This window comes from Pseudomonas sp. B37(2017) (genome assembly GCF_002112885.1).
GTDB lineage: Bacteria > Pseudomonadota > Gammaproteobacteria > Pseudomonadales > Pseudomonadaceae > Aquipseudomonas > Aquipseudomonas paraglycinae.
This window is the reverse complement of record NZ_NEIX01000004.1, coordinates 182,789-200,397: the sequence shown is the minus strand read 5'-3', so window position 1 is coordinate 200,397 and position 17,609 is coordinate 182,789. Positions and strand designations below refer to the sequence as shown.

The following is a 17,609-nucleotide window of genomic DNA, read 5'->3' as shown; positions in this document are numbered from 1 at the left end:
AACGATCAAAGAAGGGGAGCGTGGGAACGATCATCAGGTGAGGCCGGGCTCAACGCGTATGAGCCTGCTCCACCAACCACCCCATCAACTCCTGCAATTTCGCCGACGGCTCCGACGCCGGCGCCACGATGTAATAGCCCAATCCCGTCTTCACCTTCAGATCGAACGGCATCACCAGTCGTCCGGCGTTCAAGTCGTCGCCGATCAGTGACCAGTCGCCGATCGCCACCCCCGTCCCGTGGGACGCCATCGACATCGCCTGATCCAGCGTCTCGAAATGCTGACCGCTGGCGATATTGCTCAAGTGCAGTTCGGCGGCTTCAAGCCACAGTGTCCAGTCGTCATCCGTGTGAGTCGGGTGCAGCAGCAGATGCTGTTGCAAGTCTGCCGGTGTGTGCAGGGCCGGCCCACCGTTGAGCAGTGTCGGCGAGCAGACCGGCGTCAGTTGTTCATCGAACAGATGCAAGGTCGCAGGCGAATCGTGGGGCGCGGTGCCGTAGATCACCGCCGCGTCGAACTGTTCACGATGAAAATCCACCCCGTGTTGCAGCGACGCCGTGAGTTTCACCGGCACGTCCGGGCGCTCGCGCTGCCATTGCAGCAGGCGTGGCAACAACCAGCGCATCACGCAGCTCGGCGCCTTGAGTTGCAGGGTCTCGCGCTTGGCGCCGATCTGCTCCACCGAGTCGCCGATCAGGCTGAACACCTGCTGCACCCGTGGCAGCCATTCGCGACCTTCGGCCGTCAGCTCCAGGCCCCGGGCCAGGCGAATGAACAGCTCATAACCCAGATGTTCCTCCAGCCCGGCGATCTGCCGGCTCACCGCACCCTGAGTGATGTGCAACTGCTCGGCGGCCCGGGTGAAGTTGCAGCACTGCGCGGTAATCAGAAACGTATGCAGGGCGGGCAGGGGAGGCAGTCGTTTCATGTGGATCCAAGGTATGACGTGAGGACATGGCTAGTATGAGCTTTTATCGATTGTTGCGGCTACGGGTCGCCCGTTTCAATGAGGCCAATCACCGGTTCCTTTAAGCCCGGTGCCTCAACGAACAAGAAGGGCAAAGACATGGCGACGTGTGGCGAAGTACTGGTCAAGTTACTCGAAGATTATGGGGTCGAGCAGGTGTTCGGCATTCCCGGGGTGCATACCGTGGAGCTGTATCGCGGGCTGGCCCGTTCGAGCATCAACCACGTCACCCCGCGCCATGAACAGGGCGCCGGCTTCATGGCCGACGGCTACGCCCGCACCAGCGGCAAACCGGGTGTGTGCTTCATCATTACCGGTCCGGGCATGACCAACATCACCACCGCCATGGGCCAGGCGTACGCCGATTCGATCCCGATGCTGGTGATCTCCAGCGTGCAGTCGCGCAGTCAACTGGGCGGCGGTCGCGGCAAGCTGCATGAACTGCCGAACCAGAGCGCACTGGTCGGCGGCGTGGCGGCGTTCTCCCACACGCTGATGTCGGCGTCCGAATTCCCGGGCGTATTGGCCCGTGCTTTCGCGCTGTTCCAGGCCGGACGTCCGCGTCCGGTGCACATCGAAATTCCGCTGGACGTACTGGTCGAAGAGGCCGACGAACTGCTGACCAGCGTGCCGGTCAACATCGACCGTGCCGGTGCTGCGCCAGCCGCCGTGAGCCGCATGACTGAACTGCTGGCCGGCGCCCAGCGTCCGCTGATCCTCGCCGGTGGTGGTGCCATCGACGCAGCTGCCGAACTCACTGAACTGGCTGAACTGCTCGACGCACCGGTGGCCCTGACCATCAACGCCAAAGGCATGTTGCCGTCCAGCCATCCGCTGTTGATCGGTTCGACCCAGAGCCTGGTAGCGACTCGCGTTCTGGTAGCCGATGCCGACGTGATCCTGGCGATCGGCACCGAGCTGGCAGAAACCGACTACGACGTCACCTTCGCCGGCGGTTTCGAAATTCCCGGCAAGTTGCTGCGTGTCGATATCGATCCGGATCAGACCGTGCGCAACTATCCGCCTCACGTGGCGCTGGTGGCCGACTCGCGCAACGCCGCACAAGCGCTGCTCAGTGCGCTGTCGCACAAGCCGCTGGCCGAGCGCCGCAACGATTGGGGTCAGGTACGCGCCGCCCGTCTGCGTGAAGACCTGGCCGCGACCTGGGATGCCCCGACGCTGGCCCAGACCCGTTTCCTCGAAACCGTGCTGCACGAATTGCCGAACGCGGTGTTCGTCGGTGACTCCACGCAACCGGTGTACACCGGCAACCTGACGTTCAACCCGGAGCGTCCGCGCCGCTGGTTCAACTCGTCCACCGGTTACGGCACCCTCGGTTACGCCTTGCCGGCAGCGATTGGCGCGTGGCTCGGCGGCAACCTCGAACACGGCGCACGTCCGCCGGTGGTGTGCCTGATCGGCGACGGCGGTCTGCAATTTACGCTGCCGGAACTGGCCAGCGCCGTAGAAGCGCGGACGCCGGTGATCATCCTGCTGTGGAATAACCAGGGTTACGAAGAGATCAAGAAATACATGGTCAACCGCGCCATCGAGCCGGTGGGCGTCGACATCTATACCCCGGACTTCATCGGTGTGGCCAAGGCCTTGGGTTGCGCGGCTGAAGCGATCAGCTCGGCCGAACACCTGCGCGGTGCACTGCGCGCCGCCACCGATCGTCAGGGCCCGACCCTGATTGAAATCGACCAGACCCAATGGATGAAGGCGGTGGCCCAATGATCAATTTCCCGACCACACTCGACGGCCTGTACATCAACGGCCAATGGTCCGCCGGCCGCGAACACCTGCGCGTGATCAACCCGGCCACCGAAGCGCTGCTGACCACGGTCAATGGCGGTGACGAAAGCGCCGTCAACCAGGCGGTAGCGGCGGCGACCGAAGCCTTCAAAGGCTGGTCGAAAACCACCGGTGCCGAGCGCGCAACGATCCTGCGCAACATCGCCAATGGGGTGCGCAACGGCCGTGAACATCTGATGAAGTTACAGTCGAGCAACAACGGCAAACCGCAGTTCGAAGCGGGCATCGATGTCGATGACGTGATCGCCACGTTCGAGTATTACGCCGAACTCGCCGAAGGCCTCGATGCGAAACAGGACAGAAATGTGCCGCTGCCCAGTGATGACTTCAGCGCACGTCTGCGCCGCGAGCCGTGCGGTGTGGTCGGGCTGATCGTGCCTTGGAATTTCCCGATGGTCACCACCGCGTGGAAACTCGCCCCGGCCCTGGCCGCCGGTTGCTGCGTGGTGCTAAAGCCGTCTGAAGTCACGCCGCTGCCGGAGCTGGAACTGGCGACCATCATCGCCGAGTCCGGTCTGCCCAAAGGCGTGTTCAACCTGGTGTGCGGCACCGGCCTGGCAGTCGGTGCGCCGCTGTCGGCGGATCCGCGCATCGCCAAGGTTTCCTTCACCGGCAGCAACGCCGTCGGTGTGCAAGTGATGCAGCGCGCCGCTGAAACCGTGAAGGGCGTGAGCCTGGAACTGGGCGGCAAGTCCTCGCTGCTGATTCTGGAAGACGCCGACCTTGATCTGGCGGTGGAACTGGCCTGCGGTGGCGGTTTCTTCAACGCCGGGCAGATGTGCTCGGCCACCAGCCGGGTGCTGGTTGCCGATGAACTGGCTGATGAGTTCCTGATTCGTCTGAAGGCCCGCGCGGAAAAAATCCGTGTGGCCGATCCGTTCGATCCTGAAGTCGAGATGGGTGCGCTGGTCAATCAGGCGCAGTACCAACGCGTGCTCGGTCACATAGACCGTGGACTCAGTGCCGGTGCCAAGCTGATTTGTGGCGGCAATCGTCCCGCCGATCTGCCGCGCGGATATTTCTTGCAGCCGACAATCTTCACCGAAGTGCCTCTCGACAGTGCGCTGTGGTGTGAAGAGATCTTCGGCCCGGTGATCTGCGTGCGCAGTTTTGCTACGGAAGCGGAGGCGGTTGCCCTGGCCAACGACAGTCAGTTCGGTCTGGTCGCCAGCGTCGTCACGCGCAATGCCGAGACCGCGGATCGGGTCGCCAACGCCTTGCAGGCGGGCCTGGTGTGGCTCAACGCGCCGCAGGTGATCTTCCCGCAGACCGCATGGGGCGGCTACAAACAGAGCAGCATCGGCCGCGAGTTGGGGCCGTGGGGCCTGGCGGCATTTCAGGAAATCAAGCACGTGATCCGCGCGCTCTGAATGCCCGAAAAAGGTCAGCGCATGCCTCGCAACGAGGCATGCGCCGGCGTCATGGCTCCAATGAGTTTTTATCGATAGTCAGGTGTTTTGCACGACCTCAGGATGAACCCGCAGACCACGCTCAAGCCCTTTGAAACCGGGCGCTTGAGCAATTCCGGTCAGGCAGATGCAAGGGTTGCGATCAGTCTCATACTTACAAGAATAATGGGAGTCCTAAATGGGCGAGCACGATCTGAACAGGCGTCAATTCATCAAAACCGTCGGCGTGGCCTCGGTGGCTGCGGCGGCCATGAGCATGCCCTTCATCCGGGCCAGTGCCAGCGACACCCGCTTTGCCGGCAAGACCCTGCGCCTGTTGACCTGGTCCGATGACACGGGCCTCGCTGCACTGCGCAACATCGCTGCAACCTTCGAAGCCAAGACCGGCGCCAAAGTGATTGCCGACCGCACCGGCAGCACCTCGGAAATGGTCGCCAAACTCAAGGCCGGCGGTGACCGTCCGCAGTACGACATCATCACCCTGGCTGGCGTCGGCGCCGAAGGACTGGCCGCTGCCGGACTGCTGGAAAAACCCGATCTCAACCGCATTCCCAATCTGGTCGACGTCCCGGAAAAATACCGCACCGGGGCCAACGGTCACGGCATCGGCTACCTGCTGTGGTGCAACAGTCTGGTCTACAGCACCCGCACCCAGAAGGAAGCGCCGGACAGTTACGCCGCACTGTGGGACGCCGATCTGGCACCGAGCATTTTCCTGCCGCCGCCGAACTGGACCGAGGCCATGGACCTGATCATCATCGCCGCCAAACTGGCCGGTGGTGACGAGCACAACATCGAGCCGGGCTTCAAAAAACTCGCCGAGCTGAAAGACCGCGTGGTGACTCTGGGTGAAAACCCCAACCAGATCGCCGAGCTGTTCCGCACCGGTTCCCTGGACATGGGCGGCCTCTACGCCCCGGCGTTTTTCCCCAAGCAGATCCGCGATCCGAACTATGGCCTCGGCGCCACGTTCGGCATGAAGGAAGGTTTCTACACCGACCTGATGCTCTCGGTAATGCCGAAGAACCGTCCGGGCGACACCGACCTGGCCTACGCCTTCATCGATCACTCCCTCGACCCGCTGGTGCAGGGCAAGATGGCCGAAGACATCTTCAACGGCCCGGTCAACGCCAAGGCGATCATCTCCGCCGAAGCGCGCAAGAGCCCGTTCATCCTCACGCCGGAGCAGATTGCGGAGAAGGCGATCATGCACGACAACGCCTTCCTGGCGACCGTGCATGACCAGTGGATTCGTCGCTACACGGAAATCTTTTCTTCCTGACGCCGTACTTCCAGACACCACAGAAACCTTGTGGGAGCGGGCTTGCTCGCGAATGCAATCTGTCAGTCGCTTCATGGGTTGACTGACCCGCCGCTTTCGCGAGCAAGTCGAAGCGTCGAACCGCCGCTCCCACAGGGCGAGTGGTGTTTGGGAGATTCGTTCTCCATTGACGAGATCATTGCTATGGAACATCAATCCCTGACCCAACCGGTCGGCGCGGGTGACGCGCGCCCGGCGCGCGGTGTTTCGCCGACGGCGCGGGCGTGGTTTTTTCTCACGCCGTCGATGCTGTTTCTCGGCGTGCTGATTGCCGCCAGCCTGCTGGTGCTGCGCATGAGCGTCGGCACCAAGGGTGCGGAGTGGTCCGGTTTCAGCCTGGCCAGTTACGCGCAGTTGCTCGAACCCTACTACCTCAAATCGTTGCTGCTGACCTTGCGTCTGGCGCTGATCAGCGCGGTGATCGCCGTGGTGCTGGCGATCCCGGTGGCGTACACCATGTCGCGCCTGACCTCGCCGTTCGTGCGGCGGATTTTTCTGGCGGCGGTGCTGTTGCCGCTGCTGGTCAACCTGTTGCTGCAAAGCTATGGCTGGCTGGTGATCCTCGGCCCCGGCGGCATGCTCAACCAGACCCTGATGGGCCTCGGTCTGATCAAGCGGCCGATCATGTTGCTGTACAACCAGAACGGCGTGTTGATGGGGCTGGTGCAGACCGCGTTTCCGCTGGCTGTGCTGCCGATTGCCAGCGCCATGCGCGGTGTCGCCCGCAGCTACGAAGAAGCTGCCGCCACCCTCGGCGCCAGTCGTTTTCAAGTGTTCCGCCAAGTGGTGTTGCCGATGAGTCTGCCGGGGATCATCACCGGCGCGACCCTGGTGTTTGCCTACAACGCCAGCAGCTTCGTGGTGCCGTTGCTGCTCGGCGGTCGGCGCGTGCCGATGCTCGCGGTGATGGTGCATGACCAGATCGCCCCGCTGATGAACTGGCCCGCCGCGTCCGCCGCTGGCGTGGTGCTGATTGTCACCACGCTCGCCATCATGACCTTGTCCGAATACATCACCGGCCGCCGTCGCCGTCTGCTGGAGGCTTCGCAATGAGTGCCCTGATCAAGAAGCGTCAGTCGCTGTTGCCGGGCGATACCGGCAAGTTCGCCGGCATCCTGTCCGGGATCATTTTGTTCCTGGCCGTGTTGCCGATCCTGACGATGATCGTGATGTCGTTCAGCGGCGCGTCGAACCTCGACTTCCCGCCGAGCAGCTACAGCCTGCAGTGGTACCAAGCGGCGTGGCACACCTTCGTTTCGCCCGATGCCAGCGATGTGCTGAGCCTCGGCCAGGCAATGGGCACCAGTTTGCTGGTGTCATGCCTGACGATGATTTTCGCCACGCTGATCGCGGTGCCGGCGGCTTACGCGCTGACCCGTTGCGAGTTCCGTGGCAAGGGCGTGGCGCTGCAATTGATGTCGCTGCCGCTGGTGTTCCCGATGGTAGTGCTGGGGCTGGCCTTGCTGCTGGTGTTCGACAGCCTGCCGTTCCACATGACCACCTCGCGGCTGGTGATCGCCCACGTGATTCTGGCGCTGCCGTTCGTGGTGAAGAACTGCACGGCGGCCATGCTTTCCATCGGCAGCGAAGTCGAGGAAGCCGCGCAGATGCTCGGCGCCTCGCCATTGCGCGCCATCGTCGATGTGGTGGTACCGCTGATGAAATCGGGGATTCTGGCGGGGATGCTGCTGGCGTTCATCGTCTCGTTCAACGAATTCACCGTGACCTATTTCCTCTACACCATCGACGTCATGACCGTGCCGATCTGGATGTACAGCCGCACCGTGTCATCGCTCGACCCTACCGTGTTCTCGTTTGCCGTGCTGATCGTGCTGATCGACTTCGTCCTGATCTGGGCGTTGGAGAAGCTGGTAGGTGAAGGCGGCGTTTCCTTTTGATTTCTTGAGGTGATTTTATGTCTGGTCTGATTCTGGAAAACGTCGAGAAACACTACGGCTCGGCCTGCGCGGTGAAAGACGTCAACCTGCATTTGCCCGAGGGCAAACTGGTGTGCTTCCTCGGCCCGTCGGGCTGCGGCAAGACCACGTTGCTGCGAATGATCGCCGGGCTGGAAACCCTCACCGGCGGCGAGATCCGCCTGGACGGCGAGGACATCGGCCACACCCCGGCGCACCTGCGCAACTTCGGCATGGTGTTTCAGTCGCTGGCGCTGTTCCCGCACATGACCGTGGGCGAGAACATCGCCTATCCGCTGAAACTGCGCGGTGTGAGCAAGGCTGATCAACAGGCGCGGGTGGTGGAGTTGCTGGAGCTGATCCAGCTGCAACCGATGATTGATCGCCCGGTGGCCAAACTCTCCGGCGGCCAGCGTCAGCGAGTGGCGATTGCCCGGGCGATTGCTTCGCACCCGAAAATTCTTCTGCTCGACGAACCGCTGTCGGCGCTGGACGCCAAATTGCGTGAATCGATGCAGGTGGAAATCCGCCAGCTGCAACAACGCCTGAACATCACCACCATCATGGTCACCCACGATCAGCGCGAGGCCATGACCATGGCCGATATCGTGGTGGTGCTCGGTGAGCATCGGGTACAGCAGGTGGGGACGCCGATTGAAATCTATCGGCACCCGGCCAACGAATTCGTCGCGGATTTTATCGGCTCGGGGAATATTTTCCCGGCCACCGCGCTGGGCGATGGCAAGGTCGTGCTGCCGGGTGGCGATGCGCTGCAAGTGCCGATCTGCAGCAGCATCGTGGTCGGGCAGAAAGTGAAGATGCTGATCCGCCCCGAAGACCTGCAACTGTCGGCACCCCAGGCCACGGCGGGCAATCGTCTGCTGGGCAAGGTGACGTTTGTGCGGGATATCGGCGCGACGATCGAGACTACGGTGGAGTGTTCCGGGGTGACCTTCACGGCGCTGAGCACGCCGTGTCAGGGCTTCGGTCTGGGGATCGGGCATCCGGTGTCGGTGACGTTGCCGAGTGAGGCGTGTCGGGTGCTCGGCGCCTGATCAGACACTCAATCGCAGGCGCGCCAGATCCCGCAACGGCGGCGCGCCAAACAACCGGCTGTACTCGCGGCTGAACTGCGACGGGCTTTCATACCCCACCCGATACCCCGCCGCCGACGCTTCCAGCCCCTCAGCCAACATCAAACGCCGCGCCTCTTGCAGGCGCAGTTGCTTCTGATACTGCAACGGACTCATCGCCGTCATCGCCTTGAAACGGTGATGCAAGGTCGAGACGCTGAGGTTCACTTCCTTCGCCAGATCATCGATGCGCAGCGGCTGTTCGAAGTTGCCGTTGAGCCATTTGATCGCCTGGCTGATGCGGTGGCTCTGGCTGTTGGCGATGGCGATTTCGTAAAGCCGATGGCCCTGCGGACTGCGCAGCAGGCGATAGAGAATTTCCCGGCGGATTAGCGGCGCGAGCATGGCGATGTCTTTCGGCGCGTCGAGCAGGCGGGCCAGACGCAGCACCGCATCAAGCATCGCGCTGTCGATTTTCTCCACATACAGACCACGCCCGGTCGGACGGGTGGGCACGCCCATCGGGCCGGCATCGGCGATCAGCGCGGTGATTTCCGCCGGATCGATATCAAGGCGCACGGCGAGGATCGGCTCTTCAGGCGAGACATTCACCACCCGACCGCTCAACGGCATCGAGACCGATACCACCAGGTAATTCAGCGGGTCGTAATTGAAGAACTCATCCGCCAGCCGCACCTCTTTGCGACCCTGGGCCATGATGCACAGCGCCGGTTGTGCAAGCACCGGGGCGAAGTCATGGGACTGGGTGTGGCGCGACATGACCAGCGAGCCGACGGCAGTGGCATAACTGCCATCTTCGGACGTGTTGCGGCGAATGATGGCCGCCAGTTCCGCGCGCTGCTTTTCCATGTCGGCATCGGGCGGCGCCTGAAAACGATCGAATGACGTCATGCACAGCCTCCTCGGCAAGGGATGGAATGGGAGCAGAGCATAAGTTTGTGCAAGCGCAAGCGGTAGACACATCCTGCGAAATGCTTGCCTGATCCTGCATGGCGTTGCGTGCCTGCCCAGACATGAAAGGGCGAGCCCTGTAAAACTTGCTCGAAACCGGTGTGACAGGACGGTGACAGCAATTCACGACTTGTTACAGGTCTGCACGACAGTCTCGCAGGATTGTGCAACGCGACGGCAGGAATCGACAAACGGCGAGCAGCGCCCGGCCCTTAACCTTGGATCCTGTCGCAGCCCGTTCCCGGCTGCCACGCGACTCCCTGGGAGGGTTGAACATGTCCAAGCAGATTCCCGTCAGTCATATGGCCTTCGTTCGAGCGCGCGCCGGGCGTTCGGCGGAACTCGGCATGCGCCTGAGCGCCCTGATCGAACCGTCCCGTGCCGCCCCCGGTTGCCTGAGCTTCGCCTTGCAGCATTCGCAGTGTGATCCGGAGTTGTGGCTGGTCTCCGGTTTCTGGAACAACCAGCAATCGATGACCGCGTATTTCAGCAGCCCGTCGATGGAAATCTTTGCCGAGCTGGTGCAGGAGCTGGTGGTCAACAGCCTGGATTTCCACACCTTCAAGGAAGTCTCGGCCGCCCAGGCCGTAGGGCAATGCACTGCGCCGATACACAAACTCGCCGGTTGAATGTTTAATGTCGGGCTTATCCGACTGAGCCAGGACCTGCGATATGGCACGTAAAGAGTTCGAACACTTCGAAGCGGTTTCCGCTGTCGTCCCCGTCGAGTTGGGCGGCAACAAGGGTTATCACGCGGCAATCGCCGTCAAGGCCCTGGTCGACGGCGGCGCACCGCGCTTTCACAAGCTGCTGAACGATCAGGTTTTCCCCGGCGCCATCGCGGCCGATGAAGCCGCGATCAACGAACTGGACAAGCTCAAGGGCGTCACCGACGACGCCGAGCTGATCTGGTAAGCGCTTACTTCGTCGCCCCCGGGCGCCACATCTTGAACAACGCCTCCGGCCCCAGCTGGAAATAGTCCGCCGGCCCGCCGCCCCGCAGAATCGGTTCGGCGGCGGCGGTGTCGTAGATCCCGTCCTTCAACAGCCATTTGGCAATGTGCACGGCGACCACTTCGCCGAGCACCAGCCAGCTCGGCACCGTCTCGCCGTCAGCGCGCTGCAACTGAATGATCTGCGTGACCTTGCACTCGAAGGACACCGGGCTTTCGGCCACGCGTGGCACGGCAATCACCTTCGACGCCACCGGCGTCAGCCCCGCCAGTTCGAACTCATTGACCTGCGGCCCGACCATCGCGCAGCTCTGGTTCATCTGCTCGGCCAGCGGGCGGGTGGCGAGGTTCCAGACGAATTCGCCGGTCTGCTCGATGTTGTTCAGGCTGTCTTTGCGACCAACGCTGGAGAACCCGATGATCGGCGGAATGTAGTTGAACGCGTTGAAAAAGCTGTAGGGCGCCAGGTTCAGCCGGCCTTCGGCATCCTGCGAAGAAATCCAGCCGATGGGACGCGGGCCGACGATGGCGTTGAACGGATCGTGGGGCAGACCGTGGCCGTTGGCCGGTTCGTAGAAATGGATGTCATCGGGCATGGAGGGTGTTCCTGAAGGCTTTCGGAAAGGGCTCATATTGCTGGGGCATTCCCATTATTTCCAGCCAAATGCGGAACCCTGTGGGAGCGGGCTTGCCCCGGGCGTCGTTCCGACGAAGGCGTCGGTTCAGTCGATGAAATTATTGGCTGTGCCGGCCTCTTCGTCGGAACGCCGCAAGCCCGCTCCCACAGGGTTTTGTGGAGGTCGTGAGATTTTTGTTTTCAGAAATGAACAAGCCCGGCAATGGCCGGGCTTTGGTGTCTGCATTCTGGTAATCAGCTGATGGCAGCGGCGGTACCGGTTTTATCAAAGCCGTCGGCGGCGATCGCGTTGGCAGTACCGGTTTTGTCGAAACCGTCGGCGGCGATGGCGTTGGCAGTGCCGGTTTTATCGAAACCATCAGCAGCAACGGCTTTGCCGACGTTGGTCTTGTCGAAGCCGTCGGCAGCGTAGGCGCCGGTGTGGCTGGTTTCGATGGCAGCGCTGGCGCCGGAAATGAAGTCGGCGGATTTGGTTTTGTCCGAACCGTCGGCGGCGAAAGTGTTGGCGGCCAGTACGGACAGGGTCAGGGCGAGGATCAGTTTGGTTTTCATGGTCGTTCTCCAGATTCGAAATTCGTTGGCGATGTGTTTCGCATGGGGTTCATGCTACGCCAACTAAGTTGATTAAAAAGCGCAAAATAATGCTAAAAACAATCGATTAAATTGATATTAAGGGCGACGCATTCAATTCGCTTTCGTCGTCGGAGCGAGCGTCGCGCAGTTAATCGATCAGGTAGGTGCAGGATGCGGCAGGGGCATTAACCGGTGATTAATCGCCGTTTTTTGCGTGTGTGACAGATTTTTCATGGATTCCCGACCGGTTTTTCACCCGCGCAACGCCAGTCTGCCCACGGCCATAAAGCCAAAAACCGGCCGTCACACACTGGAGCGTTGCCCGCGATGAACAAACTGCCTCAAATCACCCTGGCCTTCTGGGTCATGAAAATCTGCGCGACGACCCTGGGGGAAACCGCGGGGGATTTGTTGTCGATGACCCTTAACGTCGGCTACGCCATCAGCTCGCTGATCCTGATCAGCGTGTTCGTCCTGACGCTGATCGCACAACTGATGTCCAAGACTTACAAGCCGTTGCTGTACTGGATCGTGATCCTGTCGACCAGCACCGCCGGCACCACCATGTCCGACTTCATGGACCGCACGCTGGAACTGGGTTACGCCACCGGTTCCATGATCCTGATCGCGATCCTGCTGGCGATCTTCGCGGCTTGGCGCCTGAGCGGCGACTCGCTCAACGTCACCAAGGTGCAGAGCTTTCGCGGCGAGATGTTCTACTGGATGGCGATTCTGTTCTCCAACACCCTGGGCACCGCACTCGGCGATTACCTGGCGGACGACTCCGGCCTGGGCTTTGCCGGTGGCGCGCTGTTGATCGGCTCGGCGATTGGTGTGGTCGTGCTGCTCAAGTACTTCACGAAGATTTCGTCGGTGGCGCTGTTCTGGGTGGCGTTCGTGCTGACCCGACCGTTTGGCGCGACCTTGGGCGACTTGATGACCAAGTCCCATGAGAAAGGCGGGCTGGATTTCGGCACCGTCGGTTCGTCGGCGGTACTGGCGGGGATTCTGCTGGTGATGATCGTCGGGGCGTCGTATGCGCAGAAGCGTTATGGCAGCAAACAGGGGGTTGCCGAATTGTCCTGATACCGAGGTGACTTCAATCGCGAGCAAGCTCGCTCCCACAGGGTCAGTTTTACGCCGATCCAATGTGGGAGCGAGCTTGCTCGCGATGGGGCCAGAACAGCCACCATTGCAGTGGCTGAATAAACCCGATCAGTCAGTGACGATACGCGAGTGTTTCTGGGTGTCTTTCATGGTGATGTACACCAACAGAGACACCGCGATGCACGCGGTCACGTACCAGTAGTAACCGGTTTCCATGCCGATGCTCTTGAACCACAGCGCGATGTATTCGGCGGTGCCGCCGAAGATCGACACGGTCAGTGCGTACGGCAGGCCGACGCCCAGGGCGCGGATTTCGGTCGGGAACAGTTCGGCCTTCACCACCGCGTTGATCGAGGTGTAGCCGCTGACGATGATCAGCGCCGCCATGATCAGGAAGAACGCGCCCCACCAGGTCTGGATGGTGTGCAGGGTCATCAGGATCGGCACGGTGAAGATCGTACCGAGCACGCCGAAGGCGATCAGGATCGGGCGACGACCGATTTTATCGGACAGGCCGCCGATGATCGGTTGCAGGCACATGAACAGGAACAGCGTGGCGGCGGAAATGGTGGTGGAGTCGGAGATGCTCATGCCGACGGTGTTCACCAGGTATTTCTGCATGTAGGTGGTGTAGGTGTAGAACGCGAGCGTACCGCCCATGGTCAGGCCGACCACGGTCAGCAGTTCCTTCGGATGACGAAGCAAGGTGCGCATGGCGCTTTCCTTGGACTTCTCTTTCTTGGTGAACGACTCGGTTTCTTCCATGCCGCGACGCAGGTACAGCGCCACGATTGCGCACAGTGCGCCGATGGCGAACGGAATACGCCAGCCCCACGCGTACAGCTCTTCGGTGGTCAGGAACTGTTGCAGCACGATCAGCACGCCCAGCGCGATGAGCTGGCCGGAAATCAAAGTCACGTACTGGAAGCTGGAGAAGAAGCCGCGACGCTCCTTGGTCGCCATCTCCGACAGGTAGGTCGCCGAAGTGCCGTATTCGCCACCGACCGACAGGCCTTGCAGCAGGCGGGCGAACACCAGCAGGATCGGCGCGCCGACACCGATGGTTTCATAACCCGGGCTCAGGGCGATGATCAGCGAGCCGAAGCACATCAGGTAAACCGAGGCCATCAGGGCTTTTTTGCGTCCGACCTTGTCGGCGTACAGGCCCATCAGCCAGCCACCGATCGGGCGCATCAGGAAGCCCACGGCGAAGATCGCGGCGGTGTTGAGCAGTTGGGCGGTGGTGTCGCCTTTGGGAAAGAAGGCTTTGGCGAAGTACAGCGAGAAGGCGGCATAGACGTACCAGTCGTACCACTCGACCATGTTGCCGACGGAACCGCTGAAGATCGACTTGATGCGACTGGCGGTGGTTCGTTCTTTGGCCGGCACGGCAGCCGACCCAAGAGGCAGGGCGTTGGAGTTATCCATTGAAGGATCCTTCGTTTAATTGTTTTTGTGGAGCGCGTTGAAACGCAGCCTGCGAGGGCCATAGCAGGAGCTGTGCCAACTGGGGGAGGGCCGGTTTAGAGGGGCTGGGGAGATGGGTTGAGCGGGATTTTGCCGATAGGAAGTTGGCGATGAGCGGATTTCCGCCTATCTGATCGTTGATCTGATCGTTCCCACGCTCTGCGTGGGAATGCAGCCCGGGACGCTCTGCATCCCAAAGCGGACGCAGAGCGTCCACTGAGGCATTCCCACGCGGAGCGTGGGAACGATCAATCATCAAACGATCAATCGGGTACGAACATCTCTCGGGTCAACCCATGCCGCTGCATCTTTTCATTGAACGTGCGACGCGGCAGTTGCAGCTCCTCAAGCACGGCTTTCACATCCCCCTTGTGCCGGGTCAAAGCAGCCCGCAAACACTGCGCTTCAAACGCTTCCTGCTGCGCCGCCAGCGACTGCCCCGGGTCGATGCCCTGCACCGGTTCATCCAGCCCCAGCACCTGCCGCTCGGCAACGTTCGCCAACTCCCGCACATTGCCCGGCCAGTCATGACTCAGCAGATGGCTCAATTGCGCGCCACTGAGCGGCGGGAACGTCCGGCCCAAACGCTGGGCGGCGCTCTGGGCGAAGGATTCGAACAACAGCGGAATGTCTTCGCGACGATCACGCAGCGGCGGCAGGCGCAATTCGGCGACGTTCAGGCGATACGCCAGGTCTTCACGAAAACGCCCGGCCCGCGCTTCATCCAGCAAATCGGGTTTGGTCGCCGCGACGATCCGCAAGTCCACCCGAATGCTCTGGTTCGACCCCAGCCGCTCCAGCTTCTGCTCCTGCAATACCCGCAGCAGTTTCACCTGCTGGGCCAGGGGCATGCTTTCGATTTCATCGAGAAACAGCGTGCCGCCATCGGCGTATTCCAGCTTGCCGATGCGCTTGCCCGAAGCCCCGGTGAACGCGCCGCTCTCATGACCGAACAACTCGGCTTCGAACAACTGCTCGGGGATCGCCGCGCAGTTCAGCGCCACGAACGGCTTGTCGGCGCGCGGGCCGAAATCGTGCAGGCAACGGGCGACCAGTTCCTTGCCGCTGCCGGTCTCGCCACGGATCAGCACGTTGACCGGCAATGCTGCGAGGTCCAGCACCTGCCGGCGCAAGGTCTGCAAGCCACGGGACACTCCGAGCAACGTCGCATCCAGTCTGGCGCGGTTATCGGCCTGCTCGTGCAGGGCGCGGTTTTCCAGCACCAGCCGACGCTTGTCCAGCGCCCGGCGCAGGCTGCCGAGCAGGGTCTCGGGGCTGAACGGTTTTTCCAGAAAGTCGTAGGCACCGTCGCGCATCGCTTCGACCGCCATCGGCACATCGCCGTGGCCGGTCAGCAGAATCACCGGCAGGTCGGCATCCCGGCGCTGCACTTCGGCCAGCAGTTCAAGACCGCTGAGGCCGGGCATGCGCACGTCGCTGACAATCACTCCGGCAAAATGCGCGGGCAGCGCCGCCAGGCATTCCTCGGCGCGGCTGAACAGCTGCACCTCGAACCCGGACAGGCTCAACCATTGCTCGACGGCACTGCGAATGCTGCTTTCGTCATCGACCACCATCACCGAGTTGAGCATCAGATGTGCGCCTCCAGATCGATCGGCAAGGTCAGGCTGAACACCGCGCCGTTGTCGCCATTCTCGGCGCACAGGCGTCCGCCGGATTCATGGACGATGGCGAACGATACTGCCAGCCCCAGACCCAACCCGTCACCCACCGGTTTGGTGGTGAAGAACGGATCGAACACCTGACCCAGATGTTCTTCGGCGATGCCGCCGCCGTTGTCGATGACACTCAGGCGCCACAGTTGCTCGTCGGCTTCCAGGCGGATTTCCAGACGTTTGCACGGTTTGCCCTGCATCGCATCGAGGGCATTGCGCAGCAGATTGATCAACACCTGCTCCAGGCGGATCGCATCGCCGCGCACCCACGCCGGACGGGTCAGGTGCAGCACCAGACTGACCTGTTCATCGCGCAGACGCGCATCAAGCAATTGCAGGGCCTGATCGACCACCGTCGCCAGATCCAGCCGTTCGCGCAAGCCGCTGGGGCTCTTGCGGGCGAAGGTTTTCAGGTGGCCGGTGAGGGCGGCCATGCGCGTGAGCATGTCATCCACCGGTTTGAGCGCCTTGTAGGCGTCATCGACCCGGCCGTGATCGAGCAGCAGCCTCAGAGTTGCAAGCTGCATGCGCTGGGCGGTCAGTGGCTGGTTGATTTCGTGGGCCAGCGCGGCGGACATCTGCCCCAGTGCCGCCAGTTTTGCCGACTGCACCAGACCGTCCTGGGCGGTGCGCAAATCACGGGTGCGCTCTTCGACCAGTTGCTCAAGCTCTTCGCGGCTGCGCTGGCGCATCTTTGCCAGGCGCCAGCGCTGATTGAGGAACAGCAGCAGGAACACCAGCGCCAGCCATACCCCGGCAGCAGCGAGGCCGGCATTGCGCTGATCCTCGAAGGACACCTGCGGATGTCGCAGCAGATGCAGCGTCCAGCCTTCGGCGCTCAGCGGCAGCGATTCCCACAGGTAATCCGCCGTGCCTTGCGGGCCTTCGACGCGGCGCAGATCACTGTTGTCGTCGAAGCTGCGCAGCGCCAGATGCGTCAGCGGCACCAGCGACTGTTTGTCGTATTGGCGGGTGGCCTTGATCTCGCGGTAATCGGCCGGGCTCAGCGGGTGCAGCAGGCGATAGCGCCAGCCGGGCTGGTTGGCGATGAAGATGATCCCGCGCGCATCGCTGACCAGCAGGGTGTCATTGCCTTGGCTCCATTCGCGTTCGAGCTCGGGGAATTCGAGCTTGACCACCATCGCCCCGAGAAACTCGCCGTTGTCGCCGAGCACCGCGCTGGACAGGAAGTAACCGGGAATCCCGCTGGTCACGCCGACCGCGTAGAAACGCCCGGTGCCTTGAGTGCGGGTCTGACTGAAATAGGGGCGAAAGCCATAGTTGTGGCCGACGTAACTGCTGGGCAGACGCCAGTTGCTGGCTGCCACCGCGAGGCCGGTGTGGTCGAGCAGTTCCAGCGTCGATGATTGCGCCGCGCCGTTGATCTTTTCCAGTTTCAGGTTGAGCGCCGCTTGCTGTTCGGCGTCGACCGGGCCGGCCAGCGCCGCACGCAATTGCGGGTCCAGCGCCAGCACGGCGGGCAGGGCGCGATAGCGGTCGATCAGGGTATGCAGCGAGTTGGCGTACAGCGCCAGCTGTTGATTGGCCCGGGCTGCGTCTTCTTCCAGCGCCTGGCGCTCGGCGTGGCGGATCGCAAGCGTTGCAGCAAGGGCGGCACCGGCGATGATCAGCAGGGTATACAACGACAGACGCAGGGTACGGGAAGTCGGCAGCATGCTGGGGCAAACGGATGGCAGGACGGGCGGGCACCATAGCATGTCGC

The 17,609-nt window shown here is 62.1% G+C and carries 16 protein-coding genes; 9 read left to right on the top strand and 7 right to left on the bottom strand.

What is annotated here, in order from left to right; all coding sequences use genetic code 11:
* Positions 1-49: 49 nt before the first annotated feature.
* Positions 50-928, bottom strand: a complete 879-nt coding sequence (locus CAF90_RS12745; RefSeq protein WP_074688417.1) for a LysR substrate-binding domain-containing protein — start codon at positions 926-928, stop codon at positions 50-52.
* A gap of 138 nt (positions 929-1,066) precedes the next feature.
* Between CAF90_RS12745 and CAF90_RS12740 the strand changes: the two genes are divergently transcribed.
* The 6 genes from CAF90_RS12740 (at position 1,067) to CAF90_RS12715 (ending at position 8,483) form a co-directional block, all read left to right on the top strand.
* On the top strand, positions 1,067-2,704 hold the full coding sequence (locus tag CAF90_RS12740) for a 5-guanidino-2-oxopentanoate decarboxylase (RefSeq protein ID WP_085606692.1): 1,638 nt from the start codon (positions 1,067-1,069) through the stop codon (positions 2,702-2,704).
* Positions 2,701-4,152, top strand: coding sequence for an aldehyde dehydrogenase family protein (locus tag CAF90_RS12735; protein WP_085606690.1), 1,452 nt, complete (start codon positions 2,701-2,703; stop codon positions 4,150-4,152). Before CAF90_RS12740 ends, CAF90_RS12735 begins: the two co-directional genes overlap by 4 nt.
* A gap of 217 nt (positions 4,153-4,369) precedes the next feature.
* Positions 4,370-5,473 carry an ABC transporter substrate-binding protein gene (locus tag CAF90_RS12730; RefSeq protein ID WP_085606688.1) on the top strand — a complete coding sequence of 368 codons (1,104 nt, stop codon included), beginning with the start codon at positions 4,370-4,372 and terminating at the stop codon, positions 5,471-5,473.
* Positions 5,474-5,656: 183 nt separating this feature from the next.
* Positions 5,657-6,565 (top strand): ABC transporter permease, encoded by a 909-nt coding sequence (locus tag CAF90_RS12725; protein ID WP_085606686.1) that lies wholly within the window; start codon positions 5,657-5,659, stop codon positions 6,563-6,565.
* The gene (locus CAF90_RS12720; RefSeq protein ID WP_085606684.1) at positions 6,562-7,410 is read left to right on the top strand and encodes an ABC transporter permease; all 849 of its coding nucleotides are present in this window, start codon (positions 6,562-6,564) and stop codon (positions 7,408-7,410) included. The genes CAF90_RS12725 and CAF90_RS12720 overlap by 4 nt, the downstream gene beginning before the upstream one ends.
* Before the next feature lie 17 nt (positions 7,411-7,427).
* Positions 7,428-8,483, top strand: coding sequence for an ABC transporter ATP-binding protein (locus CAF90_RS12715; protein WP_007960168.1), 1,056 nt, complete (start codon positions 7,428-7,430; stop codon positions 8,481-8,483).
* On the opposite strand, the gene CAF90_RS12710 is transcribed toward CAF90_RS12715, so the two are convergent.
* A complete protein-coding gene (locus CAF90_RS12710; protein ID WP_085606682.1) occupies positions 8,484-9,413 on the bottom strand; it encodes an AraC family transcriptional regulator in 930 nt (309 codons plus the stop codon).
* A 335-nt stretch (positions 9,414-9,748) separates the two neighbouring features.
* On the opposite strand from CAF90_RS12710, the gene CAF90_RS12705 reads away from it, so the two are divergent.
* Positions 9,749-10,102 carry a putative quinol monooxygenase gene (locus CAF90_RS12705; RefSeq protein WP_007960171.1) on the top strand — a complete coding sequence of 118 codons (354 nt, stop codon included), beginning with the start codon at positions 9,749-9,751 and terminating at the stop codon, positions 10,100-10,102.
* Between the two features lie 43 nt (positions 10,103-10,145).
* Positions 10,146-10,388 carry a hypothetical protein gene (locus tag CAF90_RS12700; RefSeq protein ID WP_007960172.1) on the top strand — a complete coding sequence of 81 codons (243 nt, stop codon included), beginning with the start codon at positions 10,146-10,148 and terminating at the stop codon, positions 10,386-10,388.
* A 4-nt stretch (positions 10,389-10,392) separates the two neighbouring features.
* Here the strand turns inward: CAF90_RS12700 and CAF90_RS12695 are convergent, their stop codons facing one another.
* Both CAF90_RS12695 and CAF90_RS12690 read right to left on the bottom strand, forming a co-directional pair.
* The gene (locus CAF90_RS12695; RefSeq protein ID WP_085606680.1) at positions 10,393-11,022 is read right to left on the bottom strand and encodes a flavin reductase family protein; all 630 of its coding nucleotides are present in this window, start codon (positions 11,020-11,022) and stop codon (positions 10,393-10,395) included.
* A gap of 275 nt (positions 11,023-11,297) precedes the next feature.
* Entirely contained in the window at positions 11,298-11,615 is a 318-nt protein-coding gene (locus tag CAF90_RS12690) for a hypothetical protein (RefSeq protein ID WP_085606678.1), read from the bottom strand.
* A 348-nt stretch (positions 11,616-11,963) separates the two neighbouring features.
* Between CAF90_RS12690 and CAF90_RS12685 the strand changes: the two genes are divergently transcribed.
* The gene (locus CAF90_RS12685) at positions 11,964-12,722 is read left to right on the top strand and encodes a hypothetical protein (protein ID WP_085606676.1); all 759 of its coding nucleotides are present in this window, start codon (positions 11,964-11,966) and stop codon (positions 12,720-12,722) included.
* Positions 12,723-12,851: 129 nt separating this feature from the next.
* On the opposite strand, the gene CAF90_RS12680 is transcribed toward CAF90_RS12685, so the two are convergent.
* The 3 genes from CAF90_RS12680 to CAF90_RS12670 all read right to left on the bottom strand — a co-directional run bounded on the left by CAF90_RS12680 (position 12,852) and on the right by CAF90_RS12670 (position 17,562).
* Positions 12,852-14,171 carry an MFS transporter gene (locus tag CAF90_RS12680; protein WP_007960177.1) on the bottom strand — a complete coding sequence of 440 codons (1,320 nt, stop codon included), beginning with the start codon at positions 14,169-14,171 and terminating at the stop codon, positions 12,852-12,854.
* A gap of 302 nt (positions 14,172-14,473) precedes the next feature.
* Positions 14,474-15,802 (bottom strand): sigma-54 dependent transcriptional regulator, encoded by a 1,329-nt coding sequence (locus CAF90_RS12675; RefSeq protein ID WP_085606675.1) that lies wholly within the window; start codon positions 15,800-15,802, stop codon positions 14,474-14,476.
* Entirely contained in the window at positions 15,802-17,562 is a 1,761-nt protein-coding gene (locus CAF90_RS12670) for an ATP-binding protein (protein ID WP_085606673.1), read from the bottom strand. The genes CAF90_RS12675 and CAF90_RS12670 overlap by 1 nt, the downstream gene beginning before the upstream one ends.
* Positions 17,563-17,609: the final 47 nt, after the last annotated feature.